The organism is Nitrobacter sp. TKz-YC01 (genome assembly GCF_047824785.1).
In the GTDB taxonomy this organism is placed as follows: domain Bacteria; phylum Pseudomonadota; class Alphaproteobacteria; order Rhizobiales; family Xanthobacteraceae; genus Nitrobacter.
The window spans coordinates 881,026-896,360 of the sequence record NZ_CP181167.1 but is presented as its reverse complement, the minus strand read 5'-3'; the positions used below and the strand labels follow the sequence as shown (position 1 = coordinate 896,360).

The 15,335-nt window shown below is 59.7% G+C and carries 14 protein-coding genes and 4 pseudogenes; 4 read left to right on the top strand and 14 right to left on the bottom strand.

What is annotated here, in order from left to right; translation table 11 throughout:
* Nucleotides 1–75 precede the first annotated feature (75 nt).
* The 4 genes and pseudogenes from ACMYR2_RS04220 to ACMYR2_RS04205 form a co-directional block, all read right to left on the bottom strand.
* Entirely contained in the window at nt 76–1,692 is a 1,617-nt protein-coding gene (locus ACMYR2_RS04220) for an inorganic phosphate transporter (RefSeq protein ID WP_347265146.1), read from the bottom strand.
* Nucleotides 1,693–2,035: 343 nt separating this feature from the next.
* Nucleotides 2,036–2,323 (bottom strand): annotated as a pseudogene (locus ACMYR2_RS04215) (IS630 family transposase); the annotation flags it as partial.
* Nucleotides 2,323–3,288, bottom strand: coding sequence for an IS481 family transposase (locus tag ACMYR2_RS04210; protein WP_416193733.1), 966 nt, complete (start codon nt 3,286–3,288; stop codon nt 2,323–2,325). The gene ACMYR2_RS04210 and the pseudogene ACMYR2_RS04215, both read right to left, overlap by 1 nt.
* A 50-nt stretch (nt 3,289–3,338) precedes the next feature.
* Nucleotides 3,339–4,245, bottom strand: a pseudogene (locus ACMYR2_RS04205) (transposase); the annotation flags it as partial.
* Nucleotides 4,246–5,141: 896 nt separating this feature from the next.
* On the opposite strand from ACMYR2_RS04205, the gene ACMYR2_RS04200 reads away from it, so the two are divergent.
* The 4 genes from ACMYR2_RS04200 (at nt 5,142) to ACMYR2_RS04185 (ending at nt 7,713) form a co-directional block, all read left to right on the top strand.
* Complete coding sequence (locus ACMYR2_RS04200) at nt 5,142–5,438, top strand: DUF3551 domain-containing protein (RefSeq protein ID WP_416193732.1); 297 nt, start codon at nt 5,142–5,144, stop codon at nt 5,436–5,438.
* A gap of 755 nt (nt 5,439–6,193) precedes the next feature.
* The gene (locus ACMYR2_RS04195) at nt 6,194–6,493 is read left to right on the top strand and encodes a helix-turn-helix domain-containing protein (protein WP_416193731.1); all 300 of its coding nucleotides are present in this window, start codon (nt 6,194–6,196) and stop codon (nt 6,491–6,493) included.
* A 200-nt stretch (nt 6,494–6,693) separates the two neighbouring features.
* The gene (locus ACMYR2_RS04190) at nt 6,694–7,056 is read left to right on the top strand and encodes a PRC-barrel domain-containing protein (protein WP_416193730.1); all 363 of its coding nucleotides are present in this window, start codon (nt 6,694–6,696) and stop codon (nt 7,054–7,056) included.
* A 489-nt stretch (nt 7,057–7,545) separates the two neighbouring features.
* Nucleotides 7,546–7,713, top strand: coding sequence for a hypothetical protein (locus ACMYR2_RS04185; protein ID WP_416193729.1), 168 nt, complete (start codon nt 7,546–7,548; stop codon nt 7,711–7,713).
* A 291-nt stretch (nt 7,714–8,004) separates the two neighbouring features.
* On the opposite strand, the gene ACMYR2_RS04180 is transcribed toward ACMYR2_RS04185, so the two are convergent.
* The 10 genes and pseudogenes from ACMYR2_RS04180 to ACMYR2_RS04135 form a co-directional block, all read right to left on the bottom strand.
* Nucleotides 8,005–8,208: a hypothetical protein gene (locus ACMYR2_RS04180; protein ID WP_416193728.1), complete on the bottom strand. Its 204-nt coding sequence runs from the start codon at nt 8,206–8,208 to the stop codon at nt 8,005–8,007.
* 155 nt (nt 8,209–8,363) lie between these two features.
* Nucleotides 8,364–8,678 carry a hypothetical protein gene (locus tag ACMYR2_RS04175; RefSeq protein ID WP_416193727.1) on the bottom strand — a complete coding sequence of 105 codons (315 nt, stop codon included), beginning with the start codon at nt 8,676–8,678 and terminating at the stop codon, nt 8,364–8,366.
* Nucleotides 8,679–8,927: 249 nt separating this feature from the next.
* The gene (locus tag ACMYR2_RS04170) at nt 8,928–9,161 is read right to left on the bottom strand and encodes a hypothetical protein (RefSeq protein WP_416193726.1); all 234 of its coding nucleotides are present in this window, start codon (nt 9,159–9,161) and stop codon (nt 8,928–8,930) included.
* The gene (locus ACMYR2_RS04165; protein ID WP_416194057.1) at nt 9,158–9,556 is read right to left on the bottom strand and encodes a hypothetical protein; all 399 of its coding nucleotides are present in this window, start codon (nt 9,554–9,556) and stop codon (nt 9,158–9,160) included. Before ACMYR2_RS04165 ends, ACMYR2_RS04170 begins: the two co-directional genes overlap by 4 nt.
* The gene (locus ACMYR2_RS04160; RefSeq protein WP_416193725.1) at nt 9,553–9,750 is read right to left on the bottom strand and encodes a hypothetical protein; all 198 of its coding nucleotides are present in this window, start codon (nt 9,748–9,750) and stop codon (nt 9,553–9,555) included. The genes ACMYR2_RS04165 and ACMYR2_RS04160 overlap by 4 nt, the downstream gene beginning before the upstream one ends.
* Before the next feature lies 1 nt (nt 9,751).
* Complete coding sequence (locus tag ACMYR2_RS04155) at nt 9,752–10,582, bottom strand: glycoside hydrolase family 19 protein (protein ID WP_416193724.1); 831 nt, start codon at nt 10,580–10,582, stop codon at nt 9,752–9,754.
* Between the two features lie 63 nt (nt 10,583–10,645).
* On the bottom strand, nt 10,646–11,509 hold the full coding sequence (gene istB / locus ACMYR2_RS04150) for an IS21-like element helper ATPase IstB (RefSeq protein ID WP_416192932.1): 864 nt from the start codon (nt 11,507–11,509) through the stop codon (nt 10,646–10,648).
* Nucleotides 11,510–11,523: 14 nt separating this feature from the next.
* Nucleotides 11,524–11,979: pseudogene (locus ACMYR2_RS04145) on the bottom strand (IS21 family transposase); the annotation flags it as partial.
* A gap of 113 nt (nt 11,980–12,092) precedes the next feature.
* A complete protein-coding gene (locus tag ACMYR2_RS04140; RefSeq protein ID WP_416193723.1) occupies nt 12,093–14,252 on the bottom strand; it encodes a phage portal protein in 2,160 nt (719 codons plus the stop codon).
* Nucleotides 14,249–15,010 (bottom strand): annotated as a pseudogene (locus tag ACMYR2_RS04135) (PBSX family phage terminase large subunit); the annotation flags it as partial. The gene ACMYR2_RS04140 and the pseudogene ACMYR2_RS04135, both read right to left, overlap by 4 nt.
* Between the last annotated feature and the right edge of the window lie 325 nt (nt 15,011–15,335).

Here is a 15,335-nt window from a genome sequence, read left to right as displayed (position 1 = left end):
CGCGCATGCGTTCATGTCCCGCGACTTCGTGCCATACATCCTCTATCCTGCTCTATGCTGCGGCGATGACCGTTCTCAGAACATCATCAAGAATATCCAGTAAAGAACGCCGGCAAGGATCATCGCAGACGGGAGCGTGAGGATCCAGGCCATGGCGATGTTCCGGATGGTCGTCAACTGCAGCCCCGACCCATTCGCGGCCATTGTTCCGGCCACACCGGACGATAGGACGTGCGTTGTCGAGACTGGAAGGCCATAACCGTCCGCAGCCGCGATCGTTGCTGCGGCGGTGATCTCCGCGGCCGCGCCTTGCGCGTAGGTGAGGTGCGTCTTTCCGATCCTTTCACCGACCGTGACCACGATTCGTTTCCACCCCACCATGGTGCCAAGCCCGAGCGCGATCGCCACCACGATTTTAACCCATGAGGGGATGAATTTGGTGGCGCTATCGAGCGAACCCTTATAGGCGTGCAGAACAGCAACCTGCTCCTGGGTCAGATCGTTTTCCTTGTCCTTCATCAGGAACCGTATCGCCTCTGACGCGAGGTACATGTCGTTGCGGGTGTTGCCGACCGTTTCGGCAGGCACTTTCGCCAGCGAATCATAGCGGGTCACCTGATTTGCGATGTCGGCTACGAGCACTGCGAGGGATGGATAGGTGCCTTCGTTGATCGCGCGCTCGGAAACATAGGCCGTGACGGCGAGCCGCGGGTTGCCGAGCACGTTATAGCCGGAGGCCTTCTGCGCGATCACATCACTGGCGGCCGTCGAGTTGGTCTGGAATTGCGCCATCTGGCTCTGCGGCATGGCACGATTGAGGGCGTAGGCGGTTGGAACGGTGCCGATTAGAATCAGCATGATCAGGCCCATGCCCTTCTGGCCGTCGTTGGAGCCGTGGAAGAAGCTGACCAAAGTGCAGGTCAGGATCAGGATGCTGCGGATCCACAGCGGCGGCGGCCGTTCCCCCTGAGGCTCGGTGTAGAGCGCCGCATTCTTGACGATGCTCCGTAACACCAGCAGCAAGGTAGCGGCGAGGCAGAAGCCGAATAGTGGTGATAGCAGTAGAGCGTATCCGATCTCGGTCGCCTTGCTCCAGTCGACGCCTGAGGTCCCGGATCGCCCGTGCAACAGCGCGTTGGCAATGCCGACTCCTATGATGGATCCGATCAGGGTGTGCGAACTCGATGCGGGTAGTCCCAGCCACCATGTTCCCAAATTCCAGAAGATCGCAGCGATCAACAGAGCAAAGACCATGGCAAAGCCAGCGCTGCTGCCCACCTGAAGAATGAGCTCCACCGGAAGTAGCGATACGATGCCAAAGGCAACGGCGCCCGACGACAGAAGAACGCCGAGAAAATTGAAGAAGCCGGACCACACCACGGCGATCTCCGGCTTGAGCGCGCGCGTATAGATGACGGTCGCGACGGCATTGGCCGTGTCATGGAAGCCATTGACGAACTCGAATCCGAGAGCGATCAGAAGCGCAACGAACAATAGGATGAACGGAAGATATGTCGTAACCCTCGCGCCGGTCGCATCGATATCGGCATAAATGCTGTAGGCAACGAACAACAGACCCGCAGCAATCGTGCCCGCAAAGGCAATCGCGGCGAGCGGATGAAAGCCACCATCGAGATTCGGTCTGCGTCCTTTCGCAGGTTCGATCGAACCAGGTAAAGCCATGTCGGTCATGCCGCCATACCTCTTTGATGGTTAGGGGTGGCTGGCATTATTCACTGCGACATGACGTGCGAATGACCACGCTGGCACTGAAAAAACGACGGCGATACGTTCACATGCCGAATGGAATGTAGGTCGGATGGGCCACGCATTGCTGCGTGATCATGCAGCGAGCAGTCGTATACCTGATAGCGGATCAGGGATCCGCCCGTTTGAAGATCCGGGAATTTTGCCTATCGAGGCCGCGTTGACAACTGTATTCCGTCATCGATACTTCTAACAAGAATATGACGGTAAGCGCTAGCTTGGACGAGTACGACCGTAAGGAAAGCTAGTCTCGTGAATCCAAAGTTCACTACATAAGGCCTGCTGGGCCGACTTTTTGGCAGAAGCGTTGACGGAAGCCAAAATCTGCGGACTTGGTCCATTTGAAGGGCTTGCGCTTTTTGTTGTGTAGATCGGTGAAGGTACGAATGTCAGCCTCGAGCTGCCTGACGGAGGTGTGAACACCTCACTGGATCTGCTTTCTGGTGAGCTCAGCGAACCAGCGCTCGACCTGATTGATCCATGACGCGGAAGTCTGCGTGAAGTGGACATGATAATGCGGCCGACGGACGAGCCACGCTTTGATCCTGGGTGTCTCTAGGTGTTCAGTCCCGGCATTTGGTGGATTGGATCGATGATGAATCGATCCGGCTCTAAAGTCCACTGTTTGCAGATGAGCTCGTATGGTGTGAGGCCGTTGAGGGTCTTGAGGCGGCGGCCGAAATTGTAGGCGTCGATGAAGTCCTGAAGGTGCCGTCGCAACTGATCGTGGTTGTCGTAGTGGAAGCGTTTGACGGTGGCATCCTTGATGGTCCGGTTCATCCTTTCGACCTGGCCGTTGGTCCAAGGATGATTGGGCTTCGTCAGCCTGTGCTCGATGCCGTTCCCGAAGCAGACACGATCGACCATGTGGAGGCGCAGCCTTGCGGTGGGGCCGTTCCTGCGTGAGGGCAGATCGCAGAACTGAGTGCCGTTGTCGGTCAGCACGGTGTGGATCTCGTAGGGCACGGCTTCAATCAGAGCCTTGAGGAAGGCCGCGGCGGTGTGGACCGTGGCGCTCTCCTCCAGACGTGCGAAGGCGAACTTCGAGGTTCGATCGATAGCCACAAAGAGCTGGAGCTTGCCCTCGGCCGTCTGGATCTGGGCGATATCGATATGGAAATAGCCGATCGGATAACACTTGAACTTCCGCCTCGGCGCCTTGTCGCCCTCCACGTCCGGCAGTCGGGATATGCCATGACGCTGCAGACAGCGATGCAGTGACGAGCGCGTCAGATGCGGGATCGTCGGCTGAAGTGCGTAGAGGCAGTCGTCCAGCGGTAGCAGCGTGTGCTTGCGAAAGGCGACGATGATCGCCTCATCCTCGAGCGAAAGTACTGACGAATGCGGCTCTTTCGGCCCGGTCGGCAGATCGGCGACCGAACTACGCTTCTTCCACTTCGCCACGGTCTTCTGGTTGATGCCGTAGCGCTTGGCCAGTTTCCTCAAGCTCTCTTGACTATGTTGTATCGCTCGACGGACCGCCTCTGTCGTCGTGGCGCTCCCGTGAAGAACCTGGCCCATAGCGCATCCCTCCATCCCTGTGAGAAGACTGCACCATCAAAGCCTGGGATCAAACACTTGGGCAATCGCACCAGATTGTAAGCGGCGGCTGCGAAGGTGAAGGCCCATCCGACACGGTTGCGGTCGCGGAAGCGGGTCTTGTCCTGGTTGGCGACCGTCTTGATCCAGCCAAGCGCTTCCTCAATGCGCTCGCGGATACGCTGGCTGACGGCATAGCCGCTGTGCCGCGTCGTGCGTCCGTCGATCGCCGAGCTTCGGCCGCTCGTGTTCCGTGCCACGTGCGGCGTCACCTTCATCGCGCGCAACTCATTGACGAAGTCCTCCGTGTCACAGGCCCTATCAGCGCCAGGCGTGATGGCCAGGGGCCGTTCGGCGCGAGGTTCGATCATGTGCAACGCCGCCACCCGCTCGGCATGTCCGCCGGCCAGCGTCAGGCAGGCGTCGACCAACAGGCCGTGGCGGTTCTCCATCAGCCCATGACCCATGACCCATAGCTTCGCCTCCTTGCCCTTGCCCTTCTTGTAGGGCCTTGCGTCCGGATCGGTGGTCGAGGCATGACCTTGGGCTGGGCCGGCACCGCACTCAGGAACCTGGCCGCGATGTCGCCCTCAAGCAGCCGGTCGCGGTTCTTCGAGAACACCGAATGGTCCCAGGCTGGATCGTCGACGCCGATGCCCACGAACCAGCGGAACAGAAGGTCGTATTCCGGCCGCTCCATAAGCAACCGCTCCGGGCGGATCGAGTGGAACACCTGCAAGAGCATCGCCCTGAGCAACTTCCCGGGGGGATCGACGGTCGCCCGAGCGGCGAATACAGCGCCGCGAGCTCCCGCTCCAAAGCGACAAGCGCTTCGTTCACCATGACCCGGATGGCGCGAAGCGGGTGATCGCGCCGAACCCGCGCCTCCAGATCAACGCAGCTGAACAACTCGCCAGTCAGATTGTCACCGCCGCGCACCCATCATCTCCAAATCGCTTCGGAGCCAATGAATCATGCTCACAGCTCAGCCGCCACTCACTTCTTCAACAGCCTGTTAGAGCCCTCGGCTTTGGCCGGGGTCATTTCGGTAAGATAATCACTTTACCGAGGTCAATTGATCGCCCGATGTCCATGGAGCCTCCGACCAAAGGAGGTGACTGTCGCCATTAGAATGTGACGATCTCAATACGCTGTCGCACGAACCCTTCGAGCATCCTCATCGCTACTTCCCCTGGCCGTCGCGCGGCAGCTTGCACCAATGGAGTGCCGGAAAGCGAGGGCCTCGCGGACACGGGGAACTGCCTTTGCAGCCGTCACGGCATACCCTTCGAGTCTGTGATCTCTATTTAAGGGGTTGGACTGCCGCCGGACGGCGGCAGTCCGGATCGAACTATGTCTCCGGTCTCGACTCCCTAAAAACGGGAATATTCGGGGCGTCAGCCGGAGACTTTTGGCATTTCAATTGTCTATGACCGTAAAACGGGCGCGCAGAGGCGAAAGCTGAATGCACGAAGCCCGCTATTGGCGGGCCTTCTCGCTAATTCTTCAGAGATTCCACAAAATATCAGACTGGATGGCTGGGGCGGGAGGGATCGAACCTCCGAATGGGGGAATCAAAATCCAGCCGCTTCCTCAGCGATTTCAACGCGCGTTCTGAAAATCGGGCGATTTTTCACCTGTGGAATATCAACAGGTTAGCTGGCGTTTCAGAATGAGTGCGGGTGAACCATGAGTAAGGTCGTCACCGACAGAGAAATCGTGCCATGGCCATCCGACTTCAACGACATTCCGCAATGGTGTTGCGGCGGCTTACACAGCAGGTCTGAAGTTGTCCCGGCCGGCTGGGCTCTTCCTGCCCCGATGGGTGCCAGAGGATGTTATTAGGAACGCGCGCGCCCTCTCTTCGTTTCTTTGTTCGCCCAAAGGAGAGAGACGACATGAAAGCTACCCTGGCGGTTCTGACAATGGCAACACTAGCTGCGGTGGCTGGCCCGGCGCTCGCCCGAAATGACGCTTACTGTCTACAGGCAGGGAAGTGGGGTTATCCGGGGAACTGCCAATTCTCGACCTATCGCCAATGCGTGGAAGCGGCGTCGGGTACCTCTTCAACGTGCGGCAGGAATCCGATGAGGCGTCATCGTTATGATCGTTCCGTTCATCAACGACGCTAGTGGCCTCGAAAACTGCAAAGTGAGAAAGGGGTTCTGGGAGGGTTGCCCGCAAGGTCGGCAACACCGAGCCGTGGCAACTGGCGGCGAAGGTGCTGCACCAGGCGGCAGAGCGCGGCGGATCGTTCGTGTTCATGGCCCGGATCAACTTCTGCAAGGCCGTATTCGGCGAGAAGCCGCTCCCGATCGGCAACCCTGACAGCAAGAAGGGCCATAGGTGGGGGAAGCGGAAGCTGGCGAGGGATAGTTAGCGGCCGCACGAGGGAATTACCGCGGGCGCACGGAGCGAGTTAAGTCAGCACATCCTAACCACGACAGGAAGCGGGACCATGAAGGCTTGGTGCCGATCCGAGCATGCATTACGATGCCGGACCGCTCTCAACGATTAAGAAACGCGTCGTCTTTGAATGTAGGCGTGCAGCCAGCTCCGTTCAGTGTTGAATTCTGCAGTTCCGTCCCTATATAAAAGCCATGCTCTAGCGAAAGAATTTTCCAGGTTTGACGTGACCGCTCCTTCGTACGCGAAGGTTTAGAGCTGATCCCCTTCCGAGAACGTATTCCCGCGCCGGCACCGAACTGTGTCGACGTAGCGCAATCGTGCGAGGTGTTCAAATGATGCTGATGAGTGCTGGAGCCATACTATTAGCTTGGATGGCCTTCATTTGCCTGGTGGATCCTGACGGTATTCAGAAACGCGCAGGTCGGCGTTAGCTATATCGCCGGCGCACGAAATGGAGCTTCTATCAGGAGATGAATCGATGATTAATGGACCGCAGTGCCGCGCCGCCCGTGCGCTCGTTGAAATTTCACGCTTGATGCTTGCGAGACGTTCAGGCGTCGATGTGGACACCATCGAACGCTTTGAGAATATCGCAGGGAGTCCGAAGGCTGATGAGATTGAAGCAATCAAGAAAGCGCTGGAGGACCTCGGAGCAGTTTTTATTGCAGAGAACGGTGCAGGATACGGCGTGCGATTGAAGTTCAACCCTATCGAGGCCGAGCAGATTGCACGGCTAGAATGCGAAGGCGGCATTGTCGCCCATGATCGCGTTCCATGACAAACTAATCGAACAAGCCGCTCACCTGATGAGCGCCGCGGCAGATCACGGATGTACTGACTGCCGCGCACCGCATCTGATCGGCGGCGAGTTCATGCCAGCTCGCTCATATCTGCCCCAAAATCATGACCCGCGTCGCGAACCGCAATTCGGCGGGACGCGTTCCGTGCGTGGGTCGTTAACCAGGAAAGGATAAGCTAATGGCTGTGAAAAGAAAAACTTCGCACCTGAGCCCTAGTACGAAACTGTCCGGGAAGGCTGTCTATGGGGCCAAGGGGAAGAAGATTGGGTCAATCAAGCACGTGTTGGTTGACGAGAGGAAGGGAAAGATTGCCCACGCCGTACTGGGTGTCGGCGGCTTTCTTGGATTCGGCGACGATCACTACATGGTGCCTTGGAACGTGCTGAGATACGATGCCGATCTTCGCGCGTACGGCTCCGACATCAGTGAGAGCCGATTGAAAGGCCGTCCGAAGCACGGCATGGAGACCATCTTTGACTTGAACGCTCGATATGCCACGCTCCACCCCAGAAATAACGAGTTCGTGGTACATCCAGGCTAAGCACTGATCGTTCGTACCCCGCCGGGATTTCCCGGCGGGTTTGGTTGCCGAAGCACCGTCCCGCATGCCAGCCCCGCGTCAGGATTGCGGAACGCCACTGCGCGGTATCAATTACCTGTACGGGCGGACGGCTTCGAACCGGCCCCCGCCCCCGTCGAACGCGCCGGCGCCCTCCCACACCGGCGGGTTTCTCTTTTAGGAACATTCGTCTGCCACGAGGGTTGTACCATCGGAACGGAGCACCTTCCGCACCCCCGCGACCAACCCGAACGGGCCCGTCGATCGATCTCCGTCCCGGCGGGCCTTTTTGCGAGGCCGCCCGCTCGCCACTGCACAATGGAATAAATCTCAGAAAAGTGAGCAAAACACTCTCCGCGACTCGCGGAAAGGTAGAGAACTTATTAAATTCTCGTTAAAAACTAAATCAGATGACATTTAATTTAAATAATTTTACGCTTGTTTTCTACAAAATCAAATTTGCGAGTTGTCATGTCGATTTATCGGGCGGGAAGATCCTTCTTCGCTTCTTCATTCCCTCAGGCCGAAAACGAACCCAGCACATGGGGATTGCTTTTAATCGCCATCGTTATCATCGTCATGGACGGCCTGTTGGCGGCGGGGGCTTGGTTCGCTGTCGGCTACATCATTGGAAAGTAGATGGGCGGCCGGATTAAATATTTGGACCATTATGTAACCAGCTTGGTTCACGACCAGACAGGCGATTATAGTGGCAATGCCGCTCCAGGGCCCAAAATCGTTCCTGTGTAAGATCGCTGCGGATGCGAGAGCAATCAATATCGCGATGGGCACGAGGACGAACGCGTTAAAGCGCATGCTGGCGAACGCGCCTATAAGCGCGCTGGTAAGCATCAAAGTTGCGACGATATCCATAATTCGCGTCGACTGTTGTTGAGTCGTTTCTCACGCTACAATCATGCGGCTGGGAAGCTAGTACGGAAATCCGTACGATTCGCCATCCCCCGCCACCCCCATCATCAGCCACCCGAGCAGCAGCAGCGTCACACCAACCCCGAGCGCCCTCCCGGCCAGATCGCTCCCGCTGTCGCAAAGGCGCATCCAGCCAGCCAGAAAGGCCAGGGCGGCTCCGAGGCTGAATGCCAGGGAGCCGATGGGGGCGAGGATAGATTGCATCAGGGATTCCGTTCATACGCGCGGTGTGCTAATGTGATTTGGCTTGCTGCGGCGCTTTTATCCGCTTGCGCTATGCGGTGATGTCAGCACCGTCTGGTACGACCCCGTCACTGAGCGGTCCACGGGCAACGTCACAATCCGGACAGCAAGCGCCCTCACCCCCTCGGATCGACGATCGTGAATCCCGCGATCGAGCGCGGATGGATGCGGGTCTTGCCCCGTCCGGAATTCGCATCCCAGACCAGCCAGACCTTGCCGTGCAGGTGCCGCTTGAGCACGAACACATGGCCCCGCCGCGCCGCGACCATGCCGGGTGCCGGGGCCGCTCTCGGAAAGCGCAGCCAGTTGGCCGCGAGGTTCAGCCGAGGGATGATCCTGCCGAAGATATGGAGCGACGCCCCACAGCCGCAGTACCGGCGCGGGCAGCCGTGCGGCCGGCCTCCAACGATGCGACCCGCACCGGTCGCCATGACGCGGTGAAGGCCGGGAGGTAGCGTTCGGGGGCTTACTTGACGATCTCGCCGCCTTACTTGGAGCTTTTTACGCGCATGCGCCGCGCGCGCCGTGTTGCGCGATTGCGCAACTTCGCAACTTCCAAAGATCGGATCGGAGCAGCCGCCCCTCTCCTGATGGGAGAGAGGGTCCCTCGGCCTCGCATCGGCGCTCGACGCAAGCACGACAGCGCACAGCGCAGCCAGAATGACGGTTGGTCTCATCGATCAGCCCCTCTTCATCCAGGAAGCGATTTTGCTGATCGATTCCCCGATCATCACAAAACCGGCGAGGATGCCTATCAACCCGACGATGACCCACTTCATGAAGGTGCCGACCGTCCTGATCGCTGAAACGAGCCGGATGCCATCATTCAGGGTGTCGATTTCCTCGGGCCGAAGATTGGAGAGAAAATCCTTCGTCCGCGCCGGGAGATCATCGAACCGCTTTGCTTCGCTCACTTGCGCCTCCCGATGATCGCGGCGACATTCTCGAACCCACGCTTGGCGAAGTAGAATCCGACGATCAGATTTGCCGTCGTCTCGATCCAGCCGCCGAGCGGGTCGGTTATCCCGAGGCCAAGCACCTTGTCGTAGATCAGGAGCTTGCCGACGTAGACGGCGACCGCGTAGCCCATCAGCTTGTCGGGCTCGTACCAGTGGCCGAGCGAGGCGATGCGATGTTGCGCCTGCACCTCGATCTCGCGCTGCTGCACGGCCATCTCACGCGTCGCCAGATCGGCGGCGATACGATCAGCGTCATTGCCGGCCGACAGTCTGGCCTTGTACGCGTCCAGCGCTTTGTTGAGCAGCGGGCCGGTGAGCAGCGACGCGAGCCATGACAGGATCGCCGTCATTTCGACCACCCGAGCTTACGGGCCAGCCAGTACCAGCCCTCGCCCGCGAGCGCGCACAAGGCGGCACCGGCAAAGCTGATCGCTGTGACAAGATCAGGATCGTCGAACAGCCCGGAATCACCTTCCGCGATGAAGCCGCGAGCGGCGAGGTAGCCCCCGAGATACCGGAGGCCAATGCGGATGAATGGTCCCATGTCATGCCCTCCGGAGCAGTTTTGCGATCGCCATAAAAAAGGCCGCCCAAACGGACGGCTGCGGGGTTGGTGCGGGTTGTGCGATTGGCGCCGGATCGGGCGGCGCGAGATCCGGGACGGGTTTGGGTGGCGGCTTGACCGGAGCGGCTGTGATCTCGCCCCACTCCGCGCCTTGCAGAATCTTCGTGATCCGCGCCAGTTGCGATTGCCTGTCGGCAAGCCCGTTCGTCCCGCCATTCCAGAGCTTGACGCAACCGCGGAAGTCGCCGTTATCCGCGAAGCGGTTCAAGCCCTTCCAGTCCCAGAAGGCCGCGCAGATGTCGGGCTGTAGATCGTGGCGGCTGGCGAGGTCAGGCGACGCAACGAGATCAACGCCGATGCGCTTGCTGATCTGCTCGTAGCCGTCCCTGCCGGTGATCTGCGGGCCGCCCCGGCCGATATAGGTCGAGCCGTCATTCGTCCCAGGCCGGTTGCCCATGCGGTTGCCATAGATGTCGTCGAAGGCTCTGCGCTGCCAGCCTGACGCCGTGCCGTACTTGGCCTGCACGGCGGCGGCGTTTTTGAACCGGTTCGGCCACACCTGAGCCATCCGGGAGGCGGTGTAGTTGATGTTTTCGATCAGCCCCCGGATGGTGAAGCCAGCCGTCTCGTGATGAATGTTGGCGAAGAAATAAGCGAGCCGCTGCCGGGTCTGGTTTACGCCGACCGCGCTCAACACGCCCTGTTTCTCCGCAAACGCCTCGATGACCGTGGCCGGGGCCTTCGGAAAGATGGAGCGCAGTAAGGCGGGCGTCAGCCGCACGCCAGCGCCCCCGGAATCGAGGTTGGGCATTGGTAGGAGTCCTTTGAAGGTGGCTTAGAAGTGGCGGCCGATTATGACTTACGGCCAGAACTGTCAATCGGCGTTGGAACGGGACCCTCCATCGGCGTCCAAAAGGGCCCCCTTTGATCGGCGAGCTTTGCTGGTAGCGCTCGCAGCGTCGGAGCTGGCCGGGATTGCGGAGACGGTGCGAGCGCGGGTTGTTTGATCGTCGTCGCGGCTTTTGAATCTCCAGCTGTCGTTACCGGTCTCTACGATGTCACAGTGATGGGTCAGCCGGTCGAGCAGCGCAGTGGTCATCTTGGCATCGCCGAACACGCTGGGCCACTCTCCGAAGGAGAGGTTGGTGGTGACGATGACGGATGTGCGCTCGTAAAGCCGGCTGATGAGGTGGAACAGAAGCTGGCCGCCGGATTGAGCGAACGGTAGGTAACCCAGTTCGTCGAGAACGATGAAGTCCATCCGGGTCAGATGTTCGGCGAGCCGGCCCTGACGTCCGTTGCGGGTCTCGCTTTCGAGACGGTTGACGAGGTCGACGACGTTGTAAAAGCGCCCGCGGGCACCGGAGCGGATGCAGCTCCTGGCGATGGCGATGGCCAGATGGGTCTTGCCGGTGCCGGTACCGCCGACCAGCACGACGTTGCGTTGCTGGGCGATGAAGCCGCCGCCGGCGAGATCATTGACAAGTGTCTGGTTGATCGGCGTGCCGTCGAACTGGAAGTCAGCGATGTCCTTGGCGAGAGGAAGCTTGGCGATGGTGAGCTGGTACTTGATCGATCTCGCCTGCTTTTCGCTGATCTCGGCCGTGAGCAAGTCGCCGACGATGCGCTGAGGTTCATGCTGGCGCTTGATGGCGGTCACCATGATCTCGTCGAAGGCGGCCTTCATTCCGTAGAGCTTGAGCTCACCCATGAGATCGAAGATTTGGGCTCGTTCCATCAGTTGGTCCTCCGGAGGTTCACGATCACCGTGACCCCGCTCAGCAGGACCACTTCGTGGCTCCAGTCAAACTGGTAGGCTTCCCCGGGTGCAAAGCTCAGTGGCACATAGGCCGAGGTGGTCGAGGCGCCACGCTCTTGGCTCCAGCGCCGCGCATATCGACGAACCGCATCGTAGCCCCCGACATAGCCCAGACCGCGAAGCTCTTCGAACAACCGGATCAGCGTCAGCCGTTCTCGCGCCGCCTTGCTCTCGTTTGCCACCAGCAACCGGTCAAGCTCGGCACTCCAAGGGCCCATCTTCGGCTGAGGCTGTGTCTCTCGCTCGTACCGAAACTCCGTCGATTGAGAACGGATGACCTTGCGAACCACCTTCCGCGACACGCCGAGTTCTCGGCAAATCGCCTTGATCGGACGACCATCAACAAAATAGGCGCGACGGATCTTGGCAATCGTCTCCACCACCAGCATTCCAACCTCGGCTTCCATGACTCGATGGAAGCCACTGTGGACCCTTGCCCCGGGGTCCCGATTGGATGCCGATTACCCCGAAAACAGGGTCCTTATTCCACGCCGAAACACAATCAGGCCACCATGGGTTTGACGCCGACCGGTTCACCGTTCGGGCCGTAAACGATCTGCTTTGGCGCGCTCAGCGCCTTCAGGGCCTGCGTCAGTTCAGACATCAGCGTCACAAGCACCGCCGTCGATTGATCAGGCTGCCCCGCGACAGGCATTCCGTTCTCGTCCACCGCTGGTCCTGCCGGCGGCGCCGCCTTCGACATGGCGTCCGCCATCGCCTTGCGCTGCGCAATCTTCTCCTGGACGTCCGCCTTGCGCTCCATCGCCTTGATTTCAGCCTCGGTCTTTCGGTTCAACCGCTCGATCTCGGCTTGCACCTTCATGTCCTCGATCTTGATATCGTTCTGCGCCTTCTGCTCCTCAGCGCTCGGCTGGCCCTGCTGGCTCTGCTGCGATGCCTCTACGCCCTTCTCAATGTCCTTCTGAACGGAGGTCGGTAGCGGCGAATACTTCAACAGCGCCATATAGACTTCCGGCGGGATGATCTTCCCGATGGCCGGCAGAATCTGCTGCAGCATCCCCCAGATCGCCTGTTTCTGGTCAGGCGAAGTCGGGCTCTGGTCCACGATGACATCATAAGTCTCGACCTGAGGCTGGCGGGTCAGCGGGACGTACTGCTCCCCCTCCTCCCCGACGATCCGGATCAGACGGCCATCCGACAGATAGTTCTGGATCAGATAAAGCAGCGTCCGGCCCTGGTTCTTGCGGTAGCGTCGCAGGCTGTCGAACATCGGCTGAAGGATCACCATGGCCGACTGCTTGCGCTGCGCCTCAAGGCTGGCCGCCTGAGTGGCCTCCCGCATGCCGAGCACTTCGACATTGACGCCGGTTACGTCCCGGATCGACGAGATCGCCATTTCCGTAAGCTGATAGAAGCCAACCGGGAACTGCGCCTGCGGCTTTTCCTTCCAGCGTCCCTCCTGCAGGGCTCCCTTCTTCAGCCAGGTAATCGCGTCCTGCTTGGCCCAGCTCTCCTCGGCTTCCGCGTCATTGTCGAACACGCCGCGCTCGGCAACAATGCCGCCCTTGGCCGTCGAGTTCATGATGTGCAGCGTCTGCGACAGCCACTTGTTGGCCCAGCGCTGCGGATCCTTCATCGACCTGACGAGGCCATAAAACGTATTCTTGTTGCGATCACGCTTGCCGGTCATGCAGTTGAAGGAAAACCGGTCCTTGCACGGAGCCTCGCTGACTTCCAGAAGCACGCGGCCGAGATACGCCTGCTTGAAAACCTTACGGGTGATCCGAACCGACTTCAAAGGCGGAATGCCGGCGTTCCTGGCCGCATTCTGAATGGCGTCATGCTGCTTCTTGCCGACCGTGACGATCTGGCCGGGGTCGTCCGGATTGATGATGCGAAACGCCGGCTCCCGCTCATACCACTGAGCCCGAACCAGCGTGACGCGCTTGTCGCCCTTCTGCGAGTCTTCCTCAGCCGACTGATCCGGCTTGTCATAAAACCGGCCGTCGTTCTCGTCGATGTCCTTCTTGTCGATCTCGTCGTTGACCCAGGTCGCGTTGTAGTCCGCGTCCTCGAAATCGTCGTTCGGGCACAGTGCGCGCGCCTCCTCGATCGGAATGTCGCGCCGGATATGAAACACGCGCCGGCCGTCGATGATGTTCTTCTTCTTGGCCGCGCTATCCCACACCATCTCCAACGGGTCGATGCGATCAATCCGCGGATCGCCGTCAGGGTTGTCCTCATAGTCCAGCCGGGTTTCGGTCCAGCCCATCCCGCAGATCAGGACATCGCGGAATGCGTCTGACTCCTCGTCCTCCGCGTCGCACTCGTCGCGGAACCACTTCGCCGCAGATGTGAATATCTCGTTGACCTGAACATCACCCTGGGTCCGCGGGATGTACTGGACCTCTTGCCGGTTCGAAATCTCCGACCCCGACACGCTGTCGATGATGGATCCGACCCGGTTCATGGTGATGACCGGGCGCAACTGGTCGCGAAGGACACCCTTGTCCTCCTCCGACCACTGGTCGCCGGCCTCGAAGGCATAATCCTCGCGCGCGTCCGAGCGCCATTTGGCGGTTTTGGAGAGGTCTTCGCAGCACCAGCCCTTCAGCCTGTCAAACAGGCCATCCAGATCGGCCGAACCGATCTTGGCGCCCTCCTCATTCACGGCCGGGCGCTCGTCGATATCGTCCGTCATGCCGACCACGCACTACCTCTCGAAGAACTGCCGCGCTGATAGCGGCTACGCTGCCGGGGCGCTTCCGGCGCCTCATAGCAGATGCACATCAGGCCAAACGCATCCGCGCCATGCGAAGACCAATCGTGTTCCGGTCCAAGGCCGATGTCGCGATCATCATCCGAGCGCTTCTCGTGATACCAGCCCAGCGCGTCGCGGCCGGGCTCGGTCGTCTCTTCATCGAACCAGATCGCTCCGAAGTGCCGCCGGCCAGCCTCGATACGCATCTTCGCCGCGCCCTTGCCCTGGTTGGGAACAACGGTCACATCATAACCAGCATCGCGGAACGCGCTCTCAAACGACACGTCATGGACGCGATCGTTAGTTTCGCCATCATGGGGGAGCACGATATCGGCACGAGCCGGCGTGTACCCCTTCGAATGCAGCCACTGGATATGCGTCGCGAGCGGCTGGCCCTGAGCTTCGTAATAGTCCCTTGTCCGAATTTCCCTGGCGATGAATTGCGCCGGCCACATCGTGAAGGCGTCGGCACGAGCTCCTGTCCCGCCGAGGTCGCAGAATATCTTGACCCTCATCAAAGGATCGAACGTCACCCGGCCAATCCGACCTTCCTGCTTCGCCGCGATCAGATACGGCGCATAGTAAGCGCCTTCGACCACGGACACGAAGTCGCCTTCCCAGATGTGGTCATACTGGTCGGGCCGATCACGCAGATCGCGCTGGCGCTGACGCTCGAGGATGGCAGGAAAGCGTGGGTTGGCGTGCGTGGCGTGTCATCGATGATCTCGAACGGCAGCACGACAAAATCGTCCGGCTTTCCCGGCTCGCCCTGAATGCGACGGACCACGGATTCAACGAGCGGATCGGCTGTCGGGGCCGGCATATGGACCGTGAAGCGGTGCGCCAGCTTCGCCTGCCAGAACGACTCGACGTTCTGAACGAAGCTTTCGGCTGAACCGACCTGGCTGAGCGGAATGTGGATTGTCATGTGATCAATAACCCAACAAAAAACCGCCCGCGGATTTCTCCGGAGCGGCGGACGCAATTATTACGCAAGCACACCGCTAGCAGATGAGTGTCAGA

Bases quoted from the DNA above. Each gene is read 5' to 3' on its own strand.
- ACMYR2_RS04200 (WP_416193732.1), top strand. From the start codon at position 5,142: ATGTTATTAGGAACGCGCGCGCCCTCTCTTCGTTTCTTTGTTCGCCCA.
- ACMYR2_RS04195 (WP_416193731.1), top strand. From the start codon at position 6,194: ATGATTAATGGACCGCAGTGCCGCGCCGCCCGTGCGCTCGTTGAAATT.
- ACMYR2_RS04220 (WP_347265146.1), bottom strand. From the start codon at position 1,692: ATGACCGACATGGCTTTACCTGGTTCGATCGAACCTGCGAAAGGACGC.
- ACMYR2_RS04160 (WP_416193725.1), bottom strand. From the start codon at position 9,750: ATGGGACCATTCATCCGCATTGGCCTCCGGTATCTCGGGGGCTACCTC.
- ACMYR2_RS04185 (WP_416193729.1), top strand. From the start codon at position 7,546: ATGTCGATTTATCGGGCGGGAAGATCCTTCTTCGCTTCTTCATTCCCT.
- ACMYR2_RS04210 (WP_416193733.1), bottom strand. From the start codon at position 3,288: ATGGGCCAGGTTCTTCACGGGAGCGCCACGACGACAGAGGCGGTCCGT.
- ACMYR2_RS04165 (WP_416194057.1), bottom strand. From the start codon at position 9,556: ATGACGGCGATCCTGTCATGGCTCGCGTCGCTGCTCACCGGCCCGCTG.
- ACMYR2_RS04190 (WP_416193730.1), top strand. From the start codon at position 6,694: ATGGCTGTGAAAAGAAAAACTTCGCACCTGAGCCCTAGTACGAAACTG.
- istB (WP_416192932.1), bottom strand. From the start codon at position 11,509: ATGGAACGAGCCCAAATCTTCGATCTCATGGGTGAGCTCAAGCTCTAC.
- ACMYR2_RS04155 (WP_416193724.1), bottom strand. From the start codon at position 10,582: ATGCCCAACCTCGATTCCGGGGGCGCTGGCGTGCGGCTGACGCCCGCC.
- ACMYR2_RS04175 (WP_416193727.1), bottom strand. From the start codon at position 8,678: ATGGCGACCGGTGCGGGTCGCATCGTTGGAGGCCGGCCGCACGGCTGC.
- ACMYR2_RS04140 (WP_416193723.1), bottom strand. From the start codon at position 14,252: ATGACGGACGATATCGACGAGCGCCCGGCCGTGAATGAGGAGGGCGCC.
- ACMYR2_RS04180 (WP_416193728.1), bottom strand. From the start codon at position 8,208: ATGCAATCTATCCTCGCCCCCATCGGCTCCCTGGCATTCAGCCTCGGA.